The sequence below is a fragment of the Luteolibacter sp. Populi genome (assembly GCF_040801775.1).
Taxonomy (GTDB): Bacteria; Verrucomicrobiota; Verrucomicrobiia; order Verrucomicrobiales; family Akkermansiaceae; genus Haloferula.
Genome location: NZ_CP161812.1, coordinates 4,962,364 through 4,982,398 on the forward strand (window position 1 = coordinate 4,962,364; position 20,035 = coordinate 4,982,398).

At 63.0% G+C, this 20,035-nt stretch carries 16 protein-coding genes and 1 pseudogene; 10 read left to right on the forward strand and 7 right to left on the reverse strand.

Annotated features, from left to right (window positions below):
• Nucleotides 1-56 precede the first annotated feature (56 nt).
• The 6 genes from tssK (at nt 57) to ABWK72_RS20165 (ending at nt 9,946) form a co-directional block, all read left to right on the forward strand.
• Nucleotides 57-1,430 (forward strand): type VI secretion system baseplate subunit TssK, encoded by a 1,374-nt coding sequence (gene tssK, locus ABWK72_RS20140; protein ID WP_367871374.1) that lies wholly within the window; start codon nt 57-59, stop codon nt 1,428-1,430.
• The gene (locus ABWK72_RS20145; RefSeq protein WP_367871375.1) at nt 1,427-2,179 is read left to right on the forward strand and encodes a DotU family type IV/VI secretion system protein; all 753 of its coding nucleotides are present in this window, start codon (nt 1,427-1,429) and stop codon (nt 2,177-2,179) included. The genes tssK and ABWK72_RS20145 overlap by 4 nt, the downstream gene beginning before the upstream one ends.
• Nucleotides 2,176-5,811 (forward strand): type VI secretion protein IcmF/TssM N-terminal domain-containing protein, encoded by a 3,636-nt coding sequence (locus ABWK72_RS20150; RefSeq protein ID WP_367871376.1) that lies wholly within the window; start codon nt 2,176-2,178, stop codon nt 5,809-5,811. The genes ABWK72_RS20145 and ABWK72_RS20150 overlap by 4 nt, the downstream gene beginning before the upstream one ends.
• Before the next feature lie 5 nt (nt 5,812-5,816).
• A complete protein-coding gene (locus tag ABWK72_RS20155) occupies nt 5,817-6,566 on the forward strand; it encodes a hypothetical protein (RefSeq protein WP_367871377.1) in 750 nt (249 codons plus the stop codon).
• 332 nt (nt 6,567-6,898) lie between these two features.
• The gene (locus ABWK72_RS20160; protein WP_367871378.1) at nt 6,899-7,765 is read left to right on the forward strand and encodes an RNA polymerase sigma factor RpoD/SigA; all 867 of its coding nucleotides are present in this window, start codon (nt 6,899-6,901) and stop codon (nt 7,763-7,765) included.
• 258 nt (nt 7,766-8,023) lie between these two features.
• Entirely contained in the window at nt 8,024-9,946 is a 1,923-nt protein-coding gene (locus ABWK72_RS20165; RefSeq protein ID WP_367871379.1) for a choice-of-anchor tandem repeat GloVer-containing protein, read from the forward strand.
• On the opposite strand, the gene ABWK72_RS20170 is transcribed toward ABWK72_RS20165, so the two are convergent.
• The 7 genes and pseudogenes from ABWK72_RS20170 to ABWK72_RS20200 form a co-directional block, all read right to left on the reverse strand.
• Nucleotides 9,913-10,074, reverse strand: a complete 162-nt coding sequence (locus tag ABWK72_RS20170) for a hypothetical protein (protein ID WP_367871380.1) — start codon at nt 10,072-10,074, stop codon at nt 9,913-9,915. The two genes, ABWK72_RS20165 and ABWK72_RS20170, sit on opposite strands and share 34 nt — an antisense overlap.
• 57 nt (nt 10,075-10,131) lie before the next feature.
• Nucleotides 10,132-10,890, reverse strand: a complete 759-nt coding sequence (gene lptB, locus ABWK72_RS20175; protein WP_367871381.1) for an LPS export ABC transporter ATP-binding protein — start codon at nt 10,888-10,890, stop codon at nt 10,132-10,134.
• A gap of 1 nt (nt 10,891) precedes the next feature.
• Nucleotides 10,892-12,583 carry a hypothetical protein gene (locus ABWK72_RS20180; protein WP_367871382.1) on the reverse strand — a complete coding sequence of 564 codons (1,692 nt, stop codon included), beginning with the start codon at nt 12,581-12,583 and terminating at the stop codon, nt 10,892-10,894.
• Nucleotides 12,584-12,614: 31 nt separating this feature from the next.
• Nucleotides 12,615-13,439 carry a 3-deoxy-8-phosphooctulonate synthase gene (gene kdsA / locus ABWK72_RS20185; RefSeq protein ID WP_367871383.1) on the reverse strand — a complete coding sequence of 275 codons (825 nt, stop codon included), beginning with the start codon at nt 13,437-13,439 and terminating at the stop codon, nt 12,615-12,617.
• Nucleotides 13,440-13,480: 41 nt separating this feature from the next.
• The gene (locus ABWK72_RS20190) at nt 13,481-13,732 is read right to left on the reverse strand and encodes a DUF1844 domain-containing protein (RefSeq protein ID WP_367871384.1); all 252 of its coding nucleotides are present in this window, start codon (nt 13,730-13,732) and stop codon (nt 13,481-13,483) included.
• 106 nt (nt 13,733-13,838) lie between these two features.
• On the reverse strand, nt 13,839-14,135 hold the full coding sequence (locus ABWK72_RS20195; protein ID WP_367871385.1) for a hypothetical protein: 297 nt from the start codon (nt 14,133-14,135) through the stop codon (nt 13,839-13,841).
• A 317-nt stretch (nt 14,136-14,452) separates the two neighbouring features.
• Nucleotides 14,453-14,530 (reverse strand): annotated as a pseudogene (locus ABWK72_RS20200) (DUF4440 domain-containing protein); the annotation flags it as partial.
• Nucleotides 14,531-14,759: 229 nt separating this feature from the next.
• Here ABWK72_RS20200 and ABWK72_RS20205 point away from each other — a divergent pair.
• The 4 genes from ABWK72_RS20205 to ABWK72_RS20220 all read left to right on the forward strand — a co-directional run bounded on the left by ABWK72_RS20205 (nt 14,760) and on the right by ABWK72_RS20220 (nt 20,017).
• A complete protein-coding gene (locus ABWK72_RS20205; RefSeq protein ID WP_367871386.1) occupies nt 14,760-15,440 on the forward strand; it encodes an RNA polymerase sigma factor in 681 nt (226 codons plus the stop codon).
• A 100-nt stretch (nt 15,441-15,540) separates the two neighbouring features.
• The gene (locus tag ABWK72_RS20210; RefSeq protein ID WP_367871387.1) at nt 15,541-18,606 is read left to right on the forward strand and encodes a protein kinase; all 3,066 of its coding nucleotides are present in this window, start codon (nt 15,541-15,543) and stop codon (nt 18,604-18,606) included.
• Nucleotides 18,607-18,780: 174 nt separating this feature from the next.
• A complete protein-coding gene (locus tag ABWK72_RS20215; protein WP_367875360.1) occupies nt 18,781-19,536 on the forward strand; it encodes an SDR family oxidoreductase in 756 nt (251 codons plus the stop codon).
• A 40-nt stretch (nt 19,537-19,576) separates the two neighbouring features.
• Nucleotides 19,577-20,017, forward strand: a complete 441-nt coding sequence (locus tag ABWK72_RS20220) for a hypothetical protein (RefSeq protein WP_367871388.1) — start codon at nt 19,577-19,579, stop codon at nt 20,015-20,017.
• Nucleotides 20,018-20,035 lie beyond the last annotated feature (18 nt).

The following is a 20,035-nucleotide window of genomic DNA, read 5'->3' on the forward strand; positions in this document are numbered from 1 at the left end:
AGGCTCAGCACCACAATCGCCCAATTGCCAAATCGCCAATCTCCCAAAAATCCTCAATGTCCGACTACATTCACTGGCGCGAAGGCCTCTTCCTCCAGCCGCACCACCTCCAGCAGTTCCAGCGCGGCGTCCATCATCGCATCGAGCAAGTCGCGCGCCTGGGCGGCAGCCATCCCTACGGGGTGATTGAGATGGATCTGGCCGAGGACGATCTTGAAAATTTCCAGGTCCGCTTCCGCAAGCTGCATGTCCTCTTGCCCGGTGGCACCCTGCTGCGTTTCCCGGAGGAAGCCGACCTGCCTGTGCTCCATATCAAGGAAGCCTTCAGCAGCGGTAAGGAAACCTTGCTGATTCATCTGGCGCTGCCGGTCTGGTTTGAGGAACGCCCGAACGTCGCGGAAGATAACAGTGGTAGTTCCGCGGTCCGCTACACGATCGCCCGCCGCGAGACGAACGACGAGAACACCGGCCAGCACCCGCAGGTCCTGGAGCTGCGCCGCCTGAACGCGGGCCTCTTGTTAGACGGCCCCGAACTGCGCCGCCACGATTACGAACTGCTGCCGGTCTTGCGGATCACGCGGACGGAACGCCAGAACCTGCCGGACATTCCGCGCCGCGATCCGGCCTTCGTTCCGGGGGCGCTGACCCTCGCGGGGATGCCGGGCGTGAGCGAACTGGTGCGCGATCTGGGCAGCCGGATCACAGCGGTGCGGCGCGAGTTCTCCGCGCTGCTGGTGGACAATCCGCCGCTCGGCGAATCCTTCGGCCCGGAATCGCTGCGCTACCTGTTCCGCCTGCGCATCCTCTCTCGCTTCGAGGGCACGATCCCGGCGATCGTCGAGGAGGGCAATATCGCGCCCTTCGATCTCTACCTGCACCTGCGCGAGCTGTTAGGCGAATTCGCCGCGCTGGAACCGGACCAGGAGGACTTCACGAGCGCCGCCTACGATCACACCAATGCCTACCCGTCCTTCGCCGAATTGGTGACGCGGATTCGCAAGTATCTCACGGGACCGAAGCAGCGCTACCGCAGCGTGGATTTCGTGAAGGAAGACCGCCGCTTCATCGCGCCGGTCAGTGCCGAGCTTTTCCACGAGGCCGCGAGCTTCTTCCTGGCCGTGCGCTCCGCTTGGCCCGCCTCCGATCTGGTCACGCTAGTCGAGGATTCCTCGCAATTCCAGCTCCTGCCCGGCGAGGTCGCGCGCGACAAGGTCGCCGTCCGCGGCATCAAGATGAAGGAAGTCCGCAGCCTGCCCTTCGGCCTGCCTCGCGATCCAGGCCTCTATTACTTCCGCATCCTCGCCGAGGACAGCCGCGAACTCTGGGAGCGTTTGACCAACGACACCACCGCTTGCATCCAGTTCTCAGGGGCCGCCGGTTCCGACTTCAAGATCGCCTTCATCATTCCCATCCCCACCCGCACCTCGTGACGGCCCACGAACTCTATCAGCCCGTGTTCGAGTTCATCTGCGAGGCCAGCCGCCTCGCCCGCAACCGGGCGCGCATCGACCCCTCGGAATTGCGGCGCCGGGCGATCACGATCCTAACGGAACTCTCGGACATGGCCCGCCGCGATCCGCTGCTGGCCGATCACGTCCAGCGCCTGCACACGCCGATCAAACACTTCATCGACGGGATGATGGCGCGCCACGTCCTGCAATCGCCGCAGTCGGAAGAGTGGCACGACAACCGCCTCGGCTACGAAGCGAGCCGCCACGGTGACCAGGCCTTCTTCGATAGCTTGAAGGAGGCCCTGCGCGAGCCGCCTTCACCCGCCGCTGCGGAGCGCCTGATGGTTTACTACACCTGCCTCGGCCTCGGCTTCAAGGGCATCGAAACCCCGGACCGGATCCGCGAGCTGATGGAAGAAATGCAGCCGAAGGTTCGCCAGTTCATCGATCTCGATCAACCGGCCAAGCTCGCGCCGCCCGCCTACCTCGGCCTCGACGAGCGCGACCTGGTCCGCCCGCCCAAGGAACGCAAGCTGGCTACGATAGCCGCCGTACTTTGTGCCGTCCTCGCCGGCGGCTCGCTCTATCTTTACGCCTACCTCCGCTTCAACCGCAACCTGCCGGACGAACTCCGCCAGATCATCGGCTCCTCCCAGGACCTCAAGCCCTGGACCAGCGCCGAAGAAGGCAAAGCCCTCGAAGACCGCTCGAAGGAGGTGAAGGAATGAACCGCCCATCCACGGCCCCCCGATCTTCCGAAGACACTTCATTCGTCATTCGGAAATTCGGAATTCGTCATTCCTCCGGTCTGGGCCTCCCCGGCCTGCTCCTGCTGATCGTCTGCGTCCTCACCCTCGCGTCCTTGGGCGCAATGGCCTACCTCCAGTTCAAGATCTGGGGTCTTCTCATCTTCGCTCTCATCGTCGCAGGCCTGATCATCATCGGTCTCCTTTTCTACCTGTTCTTCCGCTGGCTCTCGATGCGCAAGGCGGCGAAGTTCGAGCAGCAGCTCACCGCCTCCACCATGGCCGGCGGTTCCTCCACTGATCCCGCCGAAATCTCCCGCCGCGAGGAGCTGCGGGACAAGTTCAAGTCCGGCCTCAAGACCCTCACCGATAGCGGCAAGAACCTGACCCGCTTCCCGCTCTACGTGATGGTCGGCGAGCCGGGTGCCGGCAAGACCGAGGCGATCCGCCACAGCTCGATCCGCTTCCCGCAGGGCATCAACGACCTGCTGCAAGGCGTCGGTGGCACCTACAACATGGATTGGTGGTTCACGAACGACGCCATCATCCTCGACACCGCCGGCGCGCTGCTGCTCGAACAATCCAACAAGGCGCAGTTCGAGGAATTCCTCGACCAGCTCAAGCACTACCGGCCCGACTATCCGATCACCGGTCTCGTTCTCGCGATCCCCGCGGACAGCCTGCTGATCGATGACCCGCGCCACCTCGAAGAAAAGGCCGGTCGCATCGTCGAGCAGTTCGCGGTGCTCCAGGAATCGCTCGACCTCCGCTACCCGGTCTACGTCATGGTCACCAAGTGCGACCTGATCACCGGCTTCCGCGAGTTCTTCGATGCGCCGGGCAATGAAGCCTTCGAGCCGCAGATGCTCGGCTGGTCGAATCCCGATCCGCTCGATCACGCCTTCGAGCCCTCCCGCACCGCCTCCGTTCTTAATCCGCTCGCCGATCGTCTGCAGCGGGTTCGCGACCGTCTGTTAGGAGCCAATTGGCCGAGCGGCCCCGAGCTCCGCCGCCTCGACTTCCTCGATTCCGTCTATGCCTTCCCGGGCGAGTTCCGTCGCCTCTTCAGCCCGCTCGGAAAGTATCTCGAAATCCTCTTCCACTCCGATCGCTGGAAGAACAAGCGCCCGCCTTTCTTCCGCGGCATCTACTTCACCAGCTCCCTGCGCCAGGGTGCGGTGCTCGACAAGGAACTCGCCTCCGCCCTGAACCTGCCGCTCAGCCGCCTGCCGGAAGTCCGCGGTTACCAGACGGAGAAGTCGATGTTCCTGCGCGATTTCTTCCTCGAGAAGCTCTTCCGCGAGAACGGCCTCGTCACCCGCCTCACCAATATCGGCCGCGGCCTGCGCAACCGGCTGATGCGCTTCTATCTGATCACCTCATCGGTGCTCTTGCTGCTTCTTCTAACAGGCTGGTATGCCAGCCGCCAGCTCGACAAGCGTCTCGCCGCCGAGCGCAATCTCTGGAACCTCGCCAACCAGACTTGGGACAATGGCACCTTCCTGCCGCTCTTCGACCATGGCGGCCCGGAGGGTGCCTGGCGCTACGCCGGGGACCAGCCGGTGATGAACTCCGAGTTCACCCGCGTCGCCTACCACCAGAAGCTCTCCTCGGAAGTCGAGAAGGGCCTCGGCTGGGGCCGCTACTTCGCCCCGCTGCCCGCCTACCGCCAGCTCAGCCACGACCGCGAGCGGGCGCGCATCGTGATCCTCGAAGGCAGCATCATCCGCCCCCTGCTTCAGGCCGCGCGCGAGAATCTGCTCAAGACCCCGCGCACCATCGGCACCACCGACCAGGTGGCGGCCACGGTCTCCTTGGTCGAGCTCGAGGCCTGCATCAACGAGAACCGCGCGATCGCCTCCCAGGAAGACGTCGCCCGGATCTTCGGCCCGATCTACCGCGTCGCCGCGCCGGTGACCTTCGGCTCGGAAGGCAAGCAGGCGGAAGCCTCCGCCGCGATCGAGAAGGAACTCAACCGCCTCATCGCCGAGGCATGGTCCGAGGTCGACTCCGGTGATCTCGACCGCATGCGCTGGATGGCGGAGGGGCCGCCCTACCGCGCGCTCTCGCGGGGCATGAACCTCTTCACCAAGCACAAGATCACCATCGACAACCAGCAGGCTGAAAACGATGGCCAGAGCCAGCGCCGCGAGAAGCTCGCCAGCGACCTGATGGTCTATGAGGACGAGCTGTGGCTGGGCCTGCAGGCCGGGGACGACTTCAAGAAGCTCGAGCAATCCCTTGCCGGGATGGAAGATGCCGGCAAGGCGCTCGACGAGATCACCGGCCCCGTCGCCAGTTCGATGCGCCGGGTTGATTACGCGAAGTTCGACTCACGCCTGCGCGACCTGCTCCCGAAGGTTCCTTCCTTGCTCGCCACGGAATTGGGCCGCTTCCTGGAGGTCGTCGGAAAAGCCGACCCCGTCTGGGCATCCCTCGAAGGCAAGCAGCGCAGCTTCGATCCCGAATCCCCCAAGGCCATCCTCTGGGCCGCTTATCTCGATGCCGCCGATGATGGCACCGCGCACTACCGCAAGCGCCTCGACGCCCTGCTCCAGCACTACCCGCTGCGCGCTCCCGACCACGAACTCGTGCGCCAGTTCCAAGCCCCGCAACCGGGCCAGCTTCAGGTGATGCTCGATGCCTTGGCCAAGCGCGTCGACGATCGCAGCAAAGTCATCCCCGGCTATCCCGAAGCTCCCAAGCTGCCGGAAGAAAAGCCCGATGCCGCGGCGGATCCGGCCAAGGTCCGCGCCCGCGCCGAGGCCGCCAGAAAGCTCCAGCTCCGGCTCAACGAACTTGGCGAGCGCGGCAAGCGCCTGACCCTCGATTTCGATCTCGGAACCAAGGAGTGGCTCCACTCGAAGTATCTCGACGGCCCCTTCGCCGAAGCGCTCAAGGCCCAGCAGGGCCTCATCTTCCGAGCACCCTTCGGGAGAAGTTCACCCGCCCTGCCGCCCGGCCCCGAATTCAGCCGCGCCGCCCAGATCATCAGCCTGCTGGCAGGAGATTTCGCATCGTGCGACAATCTCTTTGCGGGTAGCCGCCACTACAAGCTGAAGGAATCACTCAGCCCCCTGAGATTGGACCTTCTCAATCCCAAGCCGAACCGCCGCGCGCGTTTCGACGTCATCGCCAAGGCGAAGGCCGCGGTCGCCGATGACGGCTTTGGTGTCGTCTCCGTCGAGGCGCAGATCGGAGCCTTCCTGATCCCGGCCGTGGTCAAGCAGGATCGCGATTGGCAATTAATGCCGCCCTTCGTGAAGCAGAAGGAAACCATCATCGCCCAAGGCATCCGCAATGTGAAGGTCGGCAAACCACCCGGTGAACTCCAAGCCAAGCCCGCCGGCCAGCGCGTGCCCATCGGCCCGCTCTCCCTTGCCGATCCGATCAAGGTCACGGTCGAGTGGGAAGCCGCGCAAGGCATGCCATCGTCCTCGGTCGGCGAAGGCGGCGCCTGGGGCACCCTCGACTTCATCGTCGGCCGCTCCGGTAACAACGCCTCGGCCATCCGTGAGATCCCGGTGCTCACCGCCTTCGGCCAGCAGCTCACGCTCCTCTTCACCTTCCCGAGTCCCTATCCCGTTTCCCGCCCGTCGAGCTTCGACAATTGACCGCGATGGACCCGGCCTTCCAGAAGGACTTCCTCCGCGACTTCCGGCGGGGGAATTCCGGCTTGGCGCTCGCCCTTTTCGGCAAGCATCCGGCGTGGAACGACCACATGGATGACTTCGGGCTCGCCACCCCCACGCTGCGAACCTGCAAGCGCCTGCTCTACCTTCAGGGCCTCGCCGCGAATGCCGCCCGCGAGCAGTCGGAAGCGGCTCCGGTCACGCCCTATCGCCATTCCTTGTTCTGGCTCCGCGAGCGCGAGGCGGTGCTGATCCGGTTGGTGGAGTCCGAGGATGGCCGCGGCCGCCACTTCTTCCCGCTGGTGGCAGCCGCGCATCTTGAACTCGCGGATGAAGACCGCGCCCTACGCCTGCTGCTGCCGGCCCTGCGCGGCTTCGTCGATGCCGGCCGCCTGCTGGGCTCGCGCGAGGCGGTGAGCGACCTGCACCAGCGGACCCAAGCCCAATTGGCGGCGGAAATCCGCCACCTGCCGGGAGGAGAAGGGAGGCCCGAAGCTCCTTCCGCGGAGGAAGCCGCGGTATTGAAAGAGCTCGCCGCCTCCGGTCACTTCATGATCCGGCGCGTGCCTGTTTCGCGCTACGATCCCGTAGACTCCATCGCCTTCCTGGCCACCGCATGGCGCACTCTCGGGAGTGATCGACCCCTCTTGGTCGCTTGCGGCGACTCGGACCCGGCACTCACGCTCGCTGCGGGCGAGCCGGAGAAAGCGGATTTCTGGTTTCTACGTAGACCTTGAAGTCAAAACCGCTTGCGCGACGTGCCAAGCGATCCGAGTGTGACAATGCGGCGTTGCATATTGACCGGTGTGACGCACCCTGCGTGGCAATTTGACACCCTTTTCGGGTGCTCCATAGGAGCAAGTTGTATCGCACATTCATGCAATCGTTTGAAGGACAAGGGGCGAAGGCTGCAAACGAGGGCAGGGCACGCGCAATGCTAGGTATCATCAACGAATTGCTCCCGTCTGCGTCTTCACGATGTAAGTACAATTACGAGGGTGGTTTTAGGAATAAATCGAGGCGCTGCGGCGTTTAACCATTAGAACCCAGGAGCACTGGGACCCCTGCCATGTCATACGACTCCGACTCCAGTTTGAAGGTCTACCTTAGGGAGATCTCGCGGACCCCGCTTCTCACCCCTGAAGAAGAGGTGAAGCTCGCCAAAAAGATCAAGAAGGGCGACAACGACGCTCGCACTCACATGATCAAGGCGAACCTCCGCCTCGTCGTGAAGATCGCGCAGGATTACTCCGGCTACGGGCTTCCGATTTCCGACCTGATTTCCGAAGGCAATATCGGCCTGATGAAGGCGGTGGAACGTTTCGACCCGCAGAAGGGTGGCAAGCTTTCGACCTACGCCGCGTGGTGGATCAAGCAGTCGATCAAGCGCGCCCTGGCCAACCAGAGCAAGACGATCCGCCTGCCCGTCCACATGGTGGACAAGATCGCCAAGATGCGCCGGATCTCGACCTTGCTTGGCGAAGCGCTGGGCCGCGAGCCCACCGACGAGGAACTGGCCGACGAAGTCGGCCTGCCCCGCCGCAAGCTCGCCATGCTCAAGCAGGCCTCGCAACGTCCGACCTCGCTCGACGCGCCGATCAATGAAGGCGAAGCGACCGAATACGGTGAAATCATCGGCGACGACCGCGCCGAGGATCCGCTGGAAAGCTTGTCCGAAAGGAACCTGCAAGGGGAGCTGGGCGGCCTGCTCGACGTGCTCGACAAGCGCGAGCGCCGGATCATCGACGAACGCTTCGGCCTCACCGGCAAGACGCCGTTGACGCTCGAAGAGGTCGGCCGCGAATTCGGTGTCACCCGCGAACGCATCCGCCAGCTCCAGAACGTGGCGCTGACCAAGATGCGCAAGGCGCTGCGCCGCAAGGACAAGCCGCTGCCGGCCAGGGCTTCGATGTCCGACGGGCTGCCGGCCACCTGATTTGGTTAACGTATCGCAGTTTCAGCAAGTGTTTGGGGAAACAGCCGCGGGGTAGCCCGCGGCTGTTTTGCGTCCGCAGCGGATCAACGGTCATTGCGGAACTCATCGCGGCCACCCTCAAGGATTACCAAGGCAAACGGGCGGAGCATGTTGGATGAGATGACTTGGTGAAGCTCGATGGACTATGCGGAGATCCGCCGCACTTCGTCGGCGTGTGTCTTCATAGATATGCCTGCCATTTCTTCACCGGAAATTCACATGACAATTCCTTCATGGGAAATTCACGCGAAGAGCGTTGCCGGAATCCCTTGTATACCTAGCTTCGCGAGCCATGCCATACAAGCTACCAAAACTACTGACATTCACCGCGCTCCTCTTTCCCCCCTGGCTGTTTGGGCCGACGACCCGTCTTTCGAGGAGATCGACATAATTAAAACCAAGTTCGATTCCTTCAACCTGGTGAATGCCGGCGACGGCTACTTCTACGGCGTCGCTCGTTTTGCGCAGGCGAACAACGGCGGTGCGATCTTCCGGATCGCCCCCGGCCAACAGACCGAAGTGCTCCACACTTTCTCCCGCGTCGCCGATGACAACATCGCCAACTACGGCGGGGCCAACCCCACCTCGGGCCTCGTCCTCGGCCCGGACGGTGCCTTCTACGGTGCCACCCAGGACGGTGGCGCTTATGCCAGCGGGACGATCTACCGCTATTCCGCCGATGGCGTGTTCAGCGTGGTTCACGACATCGGCCAGGCGCCGGGCGAGGGCGGCTATATTAACTCGCTGGTTTTCGCTCCGGACGGCTATCTTTACGGCGTCGCGCAAAACGGCGGGCAGTTTGGCAAGGGGGCCATCCTCCGCGTCAGTACCGGCGGCACCTACGAGACCCTCTATACTTTCGGCCAGCCGGATCCCGGCGGAATCGAGGAGCCGGTGACGCCCCAATCGCTCGCCTTGGGCTCCGATGGAAAGCTCTACGGGGTGACCCTGGTCGGCGGGACTCCCCAGGCCGTACCTGTTGTCGGATCGCCTCCCTTGATCGCCTCCTACGGGAATTTCTTCCGTTACGACGCTCCGGGCGAAATCACCGTGCTGGCGAATTTTGACGCGCAGCAATCCAACGCCCTCCAGTGCGTCGCCACCACCGGCGGGTTCTACGTCACCACCGGCAAGCAACTCGTGCATCTGGATCTCGCGGGCACCAAAACCCAAATCGTCGACTTCAAGGTCGACGGCAAAGGTGGCGACAGCATCAATCCCGGCTCGATTGTCCAGACTGCGGACGGCATCTATGGCGTGACCTATCGTGGAGGCGAGGACGATGGCGGCTTCTGCTACCGCTATGTCGCGGGCGAGGGCCTCACCTATCTCCATGACTTCGGCATGGACTATCGCTCCCGCAGCCGCAGCCTCGTCGTCGGTAACGACGATCTTGTCTACGGTGTCGCTGGCTATCCCGAGGAGGACGGCAGCGCGGCCCGCAGCACGGCCACCAACGCCAAGGCGAAAGGCCAAGCCAAGGCCAAAGCCAAGGCCGGCAAAGCGGCGGCCCGCAGCTTCCGCTTCCGCGACCTCTCGCTGCCCTCGAACTTCGTCCCCATCGCCAAGCCCGATAAGGCCTGGCTCCCGGCCAAGGCTGTGGATGGCAAGCGCGAGATCGTCATCAACGTCCTGGCCAACGACCGCGACCGTGATCGCGATCGCCTGACTCTGGGTGAGATCGGCGAGGTCGTCGGTGCCACCGTGACGATCGCCGAAACCCCGAAGGGCCCGCGCCTCCGCTTCACGACCACCGAGGCGGATCCCGCCAGCCGCAAGATCACCTATCAGGTCCTCGATGGCAAAGGCGGTGTCTCCACCGGCACCGTTGCCCTCCTCTCCCCGGCCACCGGCCGCTTCAAGGGCACGGCGACCAGCGGAGAAAGCACCGGCGGCGAGTTGCTCGTCACCATCAGCAAGCAAAATGCCGTGAGCGCCACCTTCACCACGGGCGGTCGCAAATACACCGGTAAGGCCAGCCTCGATCTGGACGACAGCGCGGACATCGCCCTCAGGTCGAAAGGCCGGACCTCGCTGAATCTCCACCTCGCCCTCGAGCGCGGCACCGCCCGTCAATTGAACGCGACCGTGGCCATCGGCAGCGATACCTACACCGCCACCTGCACGCCGGTCGCGAAGTGATACGACGGCTTCCTCTGCATCGTCCCGGCGCGCTCTTGCGCCGGGACGTTGTCGTTTTTCGGCTCTAAATTGAGGAGCCCGAATTCGGGTGAAAAGTGACCTTGGATGACATCGGAAGCCGAGATCATTTTTCAGTCTTGAAAGTAACCCGATGTGAAAAAAAGCGCTAGGTGCGCCTTCCTTGGTTACATCCGGAAGTCCTCGCCGAGGTAGTGCTTCCGCGCCATCGGGTCGTTCACCAGCACTTCCGAAGCGCCTTCGAGGATCACGCGCCCGTCGTGGATCAAAAAGGCGCGGTCCACGATCGAGAGGGTCTCGCGCACCGAGTGGTCGGTGATCAGGATCGCCAGGCCGTCGCGTTCCCGGAGTTCGCGGACGATCGCCTTGATGTCTTCCACGGCGATCGGGTCGATGCCTGCGAAGGGCTCGTCGAGCATCAGCAGGCGCGGCTCGGTGCAGAGGGCGCGGGCGATGGCGAGACGGCGCTTTTCACCGCCGGAGAGGGCGATCGCTTCCGAGTTCCGGACCCGGGTGATCTTGAAGCGCTCCAACAAATTCTCCGCGCGTGCGATGCGGTCCTTCTTCGAGAGTCCCGGGCGGGTCTCAAGCACGGCCAGCAGGTTCTCGAAGGCGGTCAGCTTGCGGAAGACGGATTCTTCCTGAGGCAGATAGCCGAGCCCGAGGCGGGCACGGCGGTGCATCGGCATGCGCGAGATGTCGCTGCCATTGAACTGCACGCTGCCGGCGTCCGGCGGCACCAGCCCGGCGATCATGTAGAAGGAGGTGGTCTTGCCGGCACCGTTCGGGCCGAGCAGGCCGACGATCTCGCCGGGCGAGACGGTGAGTGTCACGCCGTCCACCACGGCGCGCCCGGCGTAGCATTTGCGGAGTCCGGTGGCGGTGAGCAGGGCGTGACCGTTCGAGGAGGAGGAGGAAGGGGGCATCTCAGCGGTTCTTCGGTTTGTCACCGCTGTTGGGAGGCTTCGGGCCGTTGTTCGGCTTGTTCCCATCCTTGGGCTTTTCCTTCATGTCCTTGAGTTGCATCTCGGCAGTGAGGGAGCCGCCCTTGGTCACCGCATACAATGGCTGGCCGTCTTTGAGGGTCACCACGATGTAGGCATTGTCGCCAGCGACGGAGACCGGATTCCCGTCGATCAGGGCCCACGGCGAACCGCCTTGCAGCAGGATCTCCTCTTTCTCGAAATCGTAGACGACAAGGTGGGCGGCGGCTTTCATCGGCTTCTTGCCCTCTTCTTTCGGCTTGTAGTCGATCATTACGGTGCCCGACGCCATCAGGCGGCTGATCTCGCTCTCCCCGCCCAAGCCTCCGGCCTTTTTCTTGTCTTTCTCCGCCTTCCATTTCGCGGCGAGTTCCGGATCGACGGGTGGCTTTTCGGCTTTGTCGGCTCCTTCGCCGGGTGCAGGAGCAGCACCTTCGGTAGGCGCGGGTGCCGGTGCCGGAGTGGTGCCCTCCTTGGGCGGGGGCTGGACCACGGGATCCTGTCCGGCGGCCTGGCGGGCGGCTTTTTCAGCGGCGATCTTCTCCATCTCGGCCCGCTTCGCCGCCTTGGATCCCTCGGCGGCGGGATCCGTCTTCCTGAAGACCTTCAACTCCTTCTGGGCGGTCATGGTGAACTCCGGGTTCACCACCTTCACGTTCTTCAAGAAAACGATCAGGCCCTCGTTGTTGTCGATGAAGCCCCCGCCATCCGAAGTGATGGTCGTCTTCTCGCCGATCTGCATTTCATCGAGCACCGGGCGCGGCACGGGGCCGACGGGCTCGGGCGCAGTCTCCGCCAGCATCGCAGGCATGGCGGCGGCTTGGAAAAAGCTGTTCATCGTGATCCGTGCGCCCTCGGACTTGTCATGGGCGTCGGCCAGCAGCTTCTCGGCAGTCTCCCGCGCGGTGGCCACTTGCGGTGCCCGGCTTGCGGCCTCCTCCTTCATCCGGGCGAGGCGCTCCTCGGTCGGTTGCAAGGCGGCCTGCTTTTCCTCGGAACTCATGTTCTCCGTCAGCACCGGGACATCGAGCGCTTTGGGGGCTTCCTCTTGGGCGGGAGCTTGCATGGCGGAAGCCATCAGCATGGTTCCGGCGGCAATGGCCTTGCGGGCGGGAGAGACATTCATGGAAGTGCGGGGCGGGGATTTGGAAACGGCCTTCACGGGGCCATGCAGGAAGCCCCGGTTGTTTTCGGTATCGAAGTCGAGACTCGTGCCATCCAGATTGAGTTTCTCCGACACGAAGGACACGGGGTCCTTCGATCGCAGGATCTTGTCGGAGGCATTGAAGGCGGCCTTCTTCAGGTCGATCGTCCCGCGGTGCGTGCGGTTGGGGCCGAAGAAGTCGATTTTGACATTCTTCGCCTCGATGTCCTTCTTGGTGACGATGGTCATCTCCTCGGCGGTGAGGGTGTTGACCAGTTGCAGATCGAGATTGAAGCTCGGGAGAATCACCCTTTTCAGGACGCTGTTGTCCGGAAACAGGTCGCCTTGCAGGAAACCGGTGGCTTCCTCCTTGTCCGGATCCTTGTCCTTCTCCGGCACCGGGTTTTGAGCGGCGGCCACCGCCAGCGTCGCGCATAACAAACCGCGGGTGAGCAGGCCGGCGGTCAATGGGGAGCGGTGGAAGTGGGGCATGAGAGGAGGAGCGGCGGACGGGAGTTCTCAATCAAGCGCCGTGGGCGGCGTGGTGGATGGCCACCAGTCGGACGAGCAAATCCTCGAGAAATTCGAGGGGAATCTGATTTGGTCCATCGGAAAAAGCATTTGCGGGATCGGAATGCGTTTCGAGGAAGATTCCATCCACCCCGGTGGCGATCGCGGCGCGGGCCAAAACCGGCGCCAATTCGCCGTCACCGCCGGTGGTACCGCCCAGTCCTCCCGGGCGCTGCACGGAGTGGGTGGCATCGAAGATCACCGGCAGACCTTCCTTACGCATCCAGTAGAGCGAGCGCATGTCCGCCACCAGGTTGTTGTAGCCGAAGGTGGTGCCGCGCTCGGTGAGCAGGAAATCCCGGCAGCCGAAAGCGCGCAGCTTGTCGGCGATGTTCACGGTGTCCCAAGGGGCGAGGAACTGGCCTTTCTTGACGTTCACCGCCCGGCCGGTCTTGGCCGCGGCCTCCAGCAGGTCCGTCTGGCGGCAAAGGAAAGCCGGGATTTGCAGCAAGTCGACGTGCTCGGCCGCGATCTCCGCGTCTTGAGGAGAGTGGACATCGGTCGTCACCGGCACCCCGAGTTCCTTGCCGATCTCGCCGAGGATCCGGCAGCCCTCCGCCACGCCCGGACCGCGGAAGGACGAAACCGAGGTCCGGTTCGCCTTGTCGTAGGAGGCTTTGAAAAGGTAGTGGATCCCGGTTTTCTTCGCGATCTCGTTGATCGAGCGGGCCATTTCCCAAGCGAAGGATTCGGACTCCAGCGCACAGGGACCAAGGATGAAGAAGGGCACCGGCCCGCCGACGGGGACGCTGCCAATTTGGAAGGGTTCGAACGACATGATGAAAACTTAAGGAAGTGGAAATAAATCCAAACGACCGTTTACCCTGCAGCTTTCTCGTATAACGGGAGCAAGTTGGCAAGAGCGGTCGTCAGAAGTTTTTCCTCGGTCTCGGTCAGATTGCCCGCCGTTTTTGCCTCCAGCATCTCCAGGGAGTCGATCACGGACTTGGCGGCGCGCAGGTTGACGGACCTCTCGCCGCTGCCGGGGTGGGGGATCTGGCCAAGGAAAAGCCCGGCATTCTGGGCCTGCAGGATGATGAACTCGTTGAATCGCGGGTCGGCGGCAGGCATGGGAGGGGAGGGTGAAGCTCGAACGGAAAAGTGCCAAGTGCCAAGAACGGAAGCGGGTCTGCCGGTACATGAAGCATCCCTGCTGGCAATCCGCCTCCGGAGGCGATCAGGATCGCTGGATTGCTCGAGGTGCCTCGGGTGAAGGGATGATGGCTTTGGCCAGCGCCAGGATGCTGAGACCGAGGAACAGCCATTGGAACCCGATCGACCAGATTTCGACGAGCGCGATATCGCCCGCATCGCGGAAGCTGCCAACTCGTAGGACTGCTGTCGCGGCATTCGTGAAGGGAACGCAAGCAAACCAGATCCATGCCATCCGAAGGGAGGCGGGGTTGGACAGCTTGTCGGAACGAAACGAGAAGCCCGCGATAACAATCAGGAGGGCGATCAGGAGGTAGTTCATGGGTTGGTGGAGGGAAGCTACAAGCCTTGTCCAATTCCGCAGGAGCCGGCCATTGGCAATGAGAATTCAATTTGTAATCGAGGGGCCTGATGACGGGCAAAAAATGGCCCCCGACCGTTTCCGGCCGGGGGCGTTTAGCCAAGCTTCTAGCTTCCTTTGTGGTGCGGGCGCTATGAAACGGTTTCGCAGCCCTCCTCAAAACTGCGGGAACCACGTCCCGCACCACGAGATAACATCGCGCTGTTAGGGCAAAGATGCAAACCGGAGGCAGGTGGGATTTCTACTTAGGCCCGCTGGGGAAAGCGCGGGCTTAATCAGGGCTGCAGGTCGAGGGCGGCCTTTTCGCTGCCGTCCATCAGGAAGGGAATGGACTCGTGAAGGTGGGCGATTTTCCAAGCCCCCAGTTGGACGGATTCCGGAGAGTCGGCTTGGATCGCGTTCACCGGATGCCGATTCCATGCGACGGGCGGGGTGCAAGGAGTTTGAGAAAGCGAGCGATGAAGTCCGCCACCCGGCGATGCCTTGACACCGGAGCGCGGGCCGCTAGGGCTAGGTCAAAGGACTATGCCGCTACAGCACGGAAATTCGCATTTCCCAACCACGCGTTGGACAGGGGTACTGCGCGTGCTCGAAACGGACGATCTGCCGCGTCGTGAAGAAGCGCTCGCCGGCTTGTGCCGGGATTATTGGTATCCCTTGTATGCCTTCGCCCGGAGGTTGGGACGCAGTCAGGAAGATGCCGAAGACCTGACGCAGGGTTTCTTCGTGCATGCGCTGGAGCGGGATGTCTTCGGCCTCGCGGATCGCAATCTGGGGACCCTCCGAACCTTTTTGTTGAAGATATTCCAGCGCTACATCGGCGATGTGCGGGATCGGGAAACGGCCCAGAAGCGGGGCGGCGGCTGGAAGGCCGTGTCACTCCAGATGGAGGATGGAGAGGAGCGCTATTCCATCGAGCTGGCGACGGACGAAACCCCGGAGCTCTTATACGACCGGGTCTGGGCGCAGTCCTTGCTAAGGGCGGCGGTTTCGAGGCTGGGAGCCGGTGAAGAGAGTGCCGGCCGCGGGCAGCAGTTTGAAGTTCTCCAGGCTTTCCTGAGTCCCGACACCGTTTCCGGACAGAACTACGAAGCCGCCGGGCGCGAAATCGACATGACCCCGGAGGCGGCGAGGCAAGCCGTCTCCCGGCTCCGCAAGAAGTTTCGGGAGTGTCTGCGCGAGGAGATCGCCGCGACCCTGCATGAACCGGACGAGGCCCGTATCGATGAAGAACTCGGAGCCCTGAGGGTGGCCTTGGGCGGATGAGATCCCGGTAACCCAGCATCCGATGTCCGAGGAATCGACAGGCGAAGAAGCAGGGTTGCGGAGCCCGAGAGCGAGGGATTTGGCATTGCTCGCCCTCGGGATGGGCGGCGCTGAACCGGAGGAAATGCCGGCCGTGCCGGGTGATGGCGCACTTGAACAAAGCGGTGAATCGATCGGCCGATACCGCTTGCTGACACTGCTTGGCAGCGGCGGCTTCGGCAACGTGTGGCTGGCGGAGCAGACGGAGCCGATCCAGCGGAAAGTCGCCCTCAAGCTGATCAAGCCCGGGATGGATAGCCGGGAGATCATCGCCCGCTTCGAAGCGGAGCGGCAGACCCTGGCGCTGATGGATCACCCGAATATCGCGCGGGTGCTGGATGCGGGTACGAGCACGACCGGCAGGCCTTACTTCGTGCTCGAACTGGTGGACGGCAAGCCGATCACGACCCATTGCGATGAACTGCAGCTCGGGCTCCGCGAACGGCTCGAGCTGTTCATCGATGTCTGCCATGCCGTCCAGCACGCACACCAGAAGGCAATCCTGCATCGCGACCTGAAGCCGTCTAACATCCTGGTCGCGGAGGTGGATGGCAAGATGGTGCCGAAGGTGATCGACTTCGGGATCGCCAAGGCGCTGGGAGTCGCGGACGAGGTGCTGAAATCGAGCCTGCTGGCGACCCGCGCGGGCGTGGTGGTCGGCACGCCCGACTACATGAGCCCGGAACAAGCGGGCAGCGCCGGCGACGTGGACACCCGCAGCGACATCTATGCGCTCGGGGTGATTCTCTACGAATTGCTGACGGGCAGGACGCCACTGGCTTCAGGCGGGCGACCCCGCGCCTTCGACGAAGTGCTGCGGGAAATTCGTGAGGTCGAGCCGCTGCGACCGAGCATCTGTATCGCGAAGGCGACGGCTGGAGAAGAGGGAGCGGGCACGGGGCTTCGCAAGACAGACGCGACCCGGCTGATCCGCTCGCTTCGCGGCGACCTCGACCGGGTGACGATGATGGCTCTGGAGAAGGACCGGCGGCGCCGCTACGGGACCGCCACGGCACTGGCGCTGGACATCAGGGCGCATCTCGACGGGGCGACTGTAACCGCGATGGCCCCGACCTGGAGCTACCGACTGGGGAAGTTCGCGCGGCGCAATGCGGCAGCGCTGGTGGCTGCGGGACTCGTGGCCATGGCGATCGTTGGCGGCACGGTCGTGAGCCTGTGGCAGGCAAGGGAGGCGGAACAAAACCGGAGAACTGCAGAAAGGAATCTGGGGGAGTCGGAACGAAACCGGAAGGAATCGGAACGGAACCGGAAGGAGGCGGAGGAAAACCTCAACAAGGCCAAGGAGGTCATCGACGTCTACCTGAGCGATGTCACCACCCACGCGCGGCTCAACGATGCCGACTTCTCCGATCTGAAGATCTCGTTGTTAGGAAAGGCGATCGGCTTTTACCAGGAACTGGCATCCCGAAGCGGCTCCGATCCGCAAACCCGGGCCGACCAAGCGGTGGCCCTTGGCCGGTTGGCTGCAGTCTATCATAGCATTGGAGACATATCGAAGGCGGTTGAAGCCCAGCGCCAAGCGCTGGAAATCGGAGAATCGCTTGTAAGGGAATTTCCGCAGGATGCCTCCCATGGCCGGGATCTGTCGGCGAGCGCCAATAATCTGGCAGTGATCTTGAGCATGGCGGGTGATCGCGCGGAGGCGGATGTGATGAGGAGGCGTTCCATCGAGCTATTGGAAAAGATCCACGCGGAGAGACCTCTGGACCAGAAGGTCCGCAAGGATCTCTCCCTGGCGCTGGCGAATATGGCAGGCGAGCTGCGGGGTAGCCAAGGAGCGGCCGAAGCGGAGTCGCTCTACGAGCGAGCTACCCAGATTCAGAGAGCCCTCGTCTCGGAATCCGGGGAGCCGATACAGATTCAGCAGCTCGCGCACCTGCGGAACTTGGCTGCCAAGCTTGCCTACTCTCGCGGCGACAATACCAAGTCCGACGCCTGCTATCAGGAAGCGCGGGATCTCTACGAAAACTTGGGACGCGAATTTAAGCTGGATCCGAGTCAGCGGGAGTCCTTGGCGGGGATTCTTACGGGACACGGATTGGTCCTCTGCAGGATGGGGAAACACCTGGAGGGCCTGCAGGCACAGGATCGTTCCTTGGAGATATTCCAAAGTCTCGCCAACGAAGTTCCGAGCCGGCCGGACCTGCGGCAGAATGTGGCGATCGTGAAGATGCACCGGGCGGTTGCGCTGAAAGGCTTGGAACGGCTGCCGGAAGCGACCGCCGCGTGCGAGGAGGGCCTCGTCATCGCGGAGAAGCTCGCGGCGGATTTCCCGGAAGTGCCGAGGTTCCGCACCTCGCCGGTCGTGATCCTTTCTCATCTCGCGAAGCATCGCGGCAAAGCCGAAGCGTGGCAGGACGCGAGGGGGTATCTGCTGCGGGCGATCGAGATCGAGGAGAAGGAGTTCTCGCGCCGGCCGGATCAAGAGCGGGCACCGCTTGCGGATCTGCTGAAGGAGCTCGCGGAGACTGACCTGAAATGCGGTGATCACGAAGGTGCGCTGGCGGCGGCGTGGAAGGTGGCAAGGCTATTCCCACAAGATAGCAAGCGATGCCATGAAGCCGCATCCACCGGGGCGCGTGCGCTCGGACTGCTTGAAGGTGCCGGCTTGCAGCCCGATGGCCCGGCGGAGGATTACGCCCGGAAAATTGTTAGAATGCTCCGCCATGCCGTCGCCGGCGGCTATGCGGATGTGGAGAAGTTTTGCGAGGAGGTGAAGCTTCCCTCGCTGGCGCTGCGCTCCGACTTCCGGGCCTTGCTCAAGGAAGCTCCCGGGCTTGCCGCCGAGAGCAAAAATCTTGAACGCGCCTTGGAGAAGTCACTCGCCGGATTCGCTTACGACTATCCTTCCGATGATCTGGGAAGACGCCGGTGGATAAGGAAGGGTAAAGAGTGGACGGAGACTCAGGCGTCCGGAAGGAACGAGCATCGCTTCTCGGTCGACGCGGCCGTCATGGTCGAAGGCGTGGACGGGACCGAGCTCAAGCGGGCTGATGGAGCCGTTACCCTTTTTCTTCCACATCGGGGAAGCGAGCCAATGGCGATGAAGATCAAGCAGCCTTCCGGCCTTTGGGAGCGCTTCGTATCGATCGAGGACCTCGAGTAAGCGGAAGAAGATAGGTGCCTGGTTTTGATTGCGCCGACTCTTTGTCACGGCGTTCCGATGCTTTCCCTAAGCATGGATGAAGAGAGCGGGTTCAGCGGTTGCCCAAGGCGTAACCGGAGCCCGGCTCCATCATCAAAAAGAATAAACCTGAAGCATATGAATACGGGCAAGAAGATGAAGGTCGTCGTGATCGGCGGCACGGGGCTGATCGGCAGCAATGTGGTGAAGATCCTCGGGGAGCAAGGCCATGAGGTCGTGGTGGGATCTCCGTCCTCGGGCATCAACACCGTCACCGGCGAGGGTCTGGCGGCGGCGCTGGCAGGTGCGCAAGTGGTCATCGACGTGGCGAATTCCCCGTCTTTCGAGGACAAGGCGGTGATGGAGTTCTTCGAGACCTCGGGCCGCAACCTGCTCGCGGCGGAAGCGGCGGCGGGCGTCAAGCATCACGTGGCGCTCTCGGTGGTCGGCACCGAACGAATGCTGGCGAGCGGCTACTTCCGCGGGAAGATGGCGCAGGAGAACCTGATCAAGGCCTTCTCGATTCCTTACACGATCGTCCGCGCGACACAGTTCTTCGAGTTCGCGGGGGCGATGGCCAAAACGGCCACCAAGGGCGAAACGGTTCACGTGCCGCCGGCGATGATGCAGCCGATCGCGGCGGCTGATGTCTCCGCGGCGTTGGCGAAGATCGCGCTTGCGGAGCCCTTGAACGGGATGGTCGAGGTGGCAGGGCCGGAGGCGATCCGCCAGAATGAGTTCATCCGGCAGTACCTGAGCGCGACTGGCGACACCCGGACGGTGATCACGGATCCCAAGGCCTTCTATTTCGGCACGGCCCTGAACGACCGGAGCCTGACACCCGGCGACAAGCCGCTGTATGGCCCGACGCACTTCAAGGACTGGCTGAACCGGTTCCTGGCCACGGTTTGAGCGGGGAATCGCGCCATCAGAGACCCGAAAATCAACGATCATGAATATGATAGATGGAAACCGCGCCATCGCGGCGGGGCTGCTCACGGCGGCAGCGTTCAATGCCCTGTTCCTTTTCGGGAACGGACTTACGATGCTTGTCGTACCATCGGAATGGTATCACTTCGTTCCGGGGGTGAGCCACACCGGCCCCTTCAATCAGCATTTCGTCCGCGATATCGGGCTGATCCAAATGTTCCTGGGGGTCGCATTCGGTATTGGAATGTTCAGTCCCGGGAGCCGGTTCGTCCTGTGGATGGCGGCGACCTCCTGGCTCTGCGCCCATGCCCTGCTGCATGTGTGGGAAGTAATCGAAGGCATCTGCGGACCATCGACCCTCATCCGTGATTTCCCCGCTGTCACGCTCCCGGCCTTGCTTGGCATCGCGCTCGGCATATCGGCGCGGCCCGGCAGGAGGCCTGCCACCAGCCGTTTCGCCTGATTGCCCGGAACTCATGTC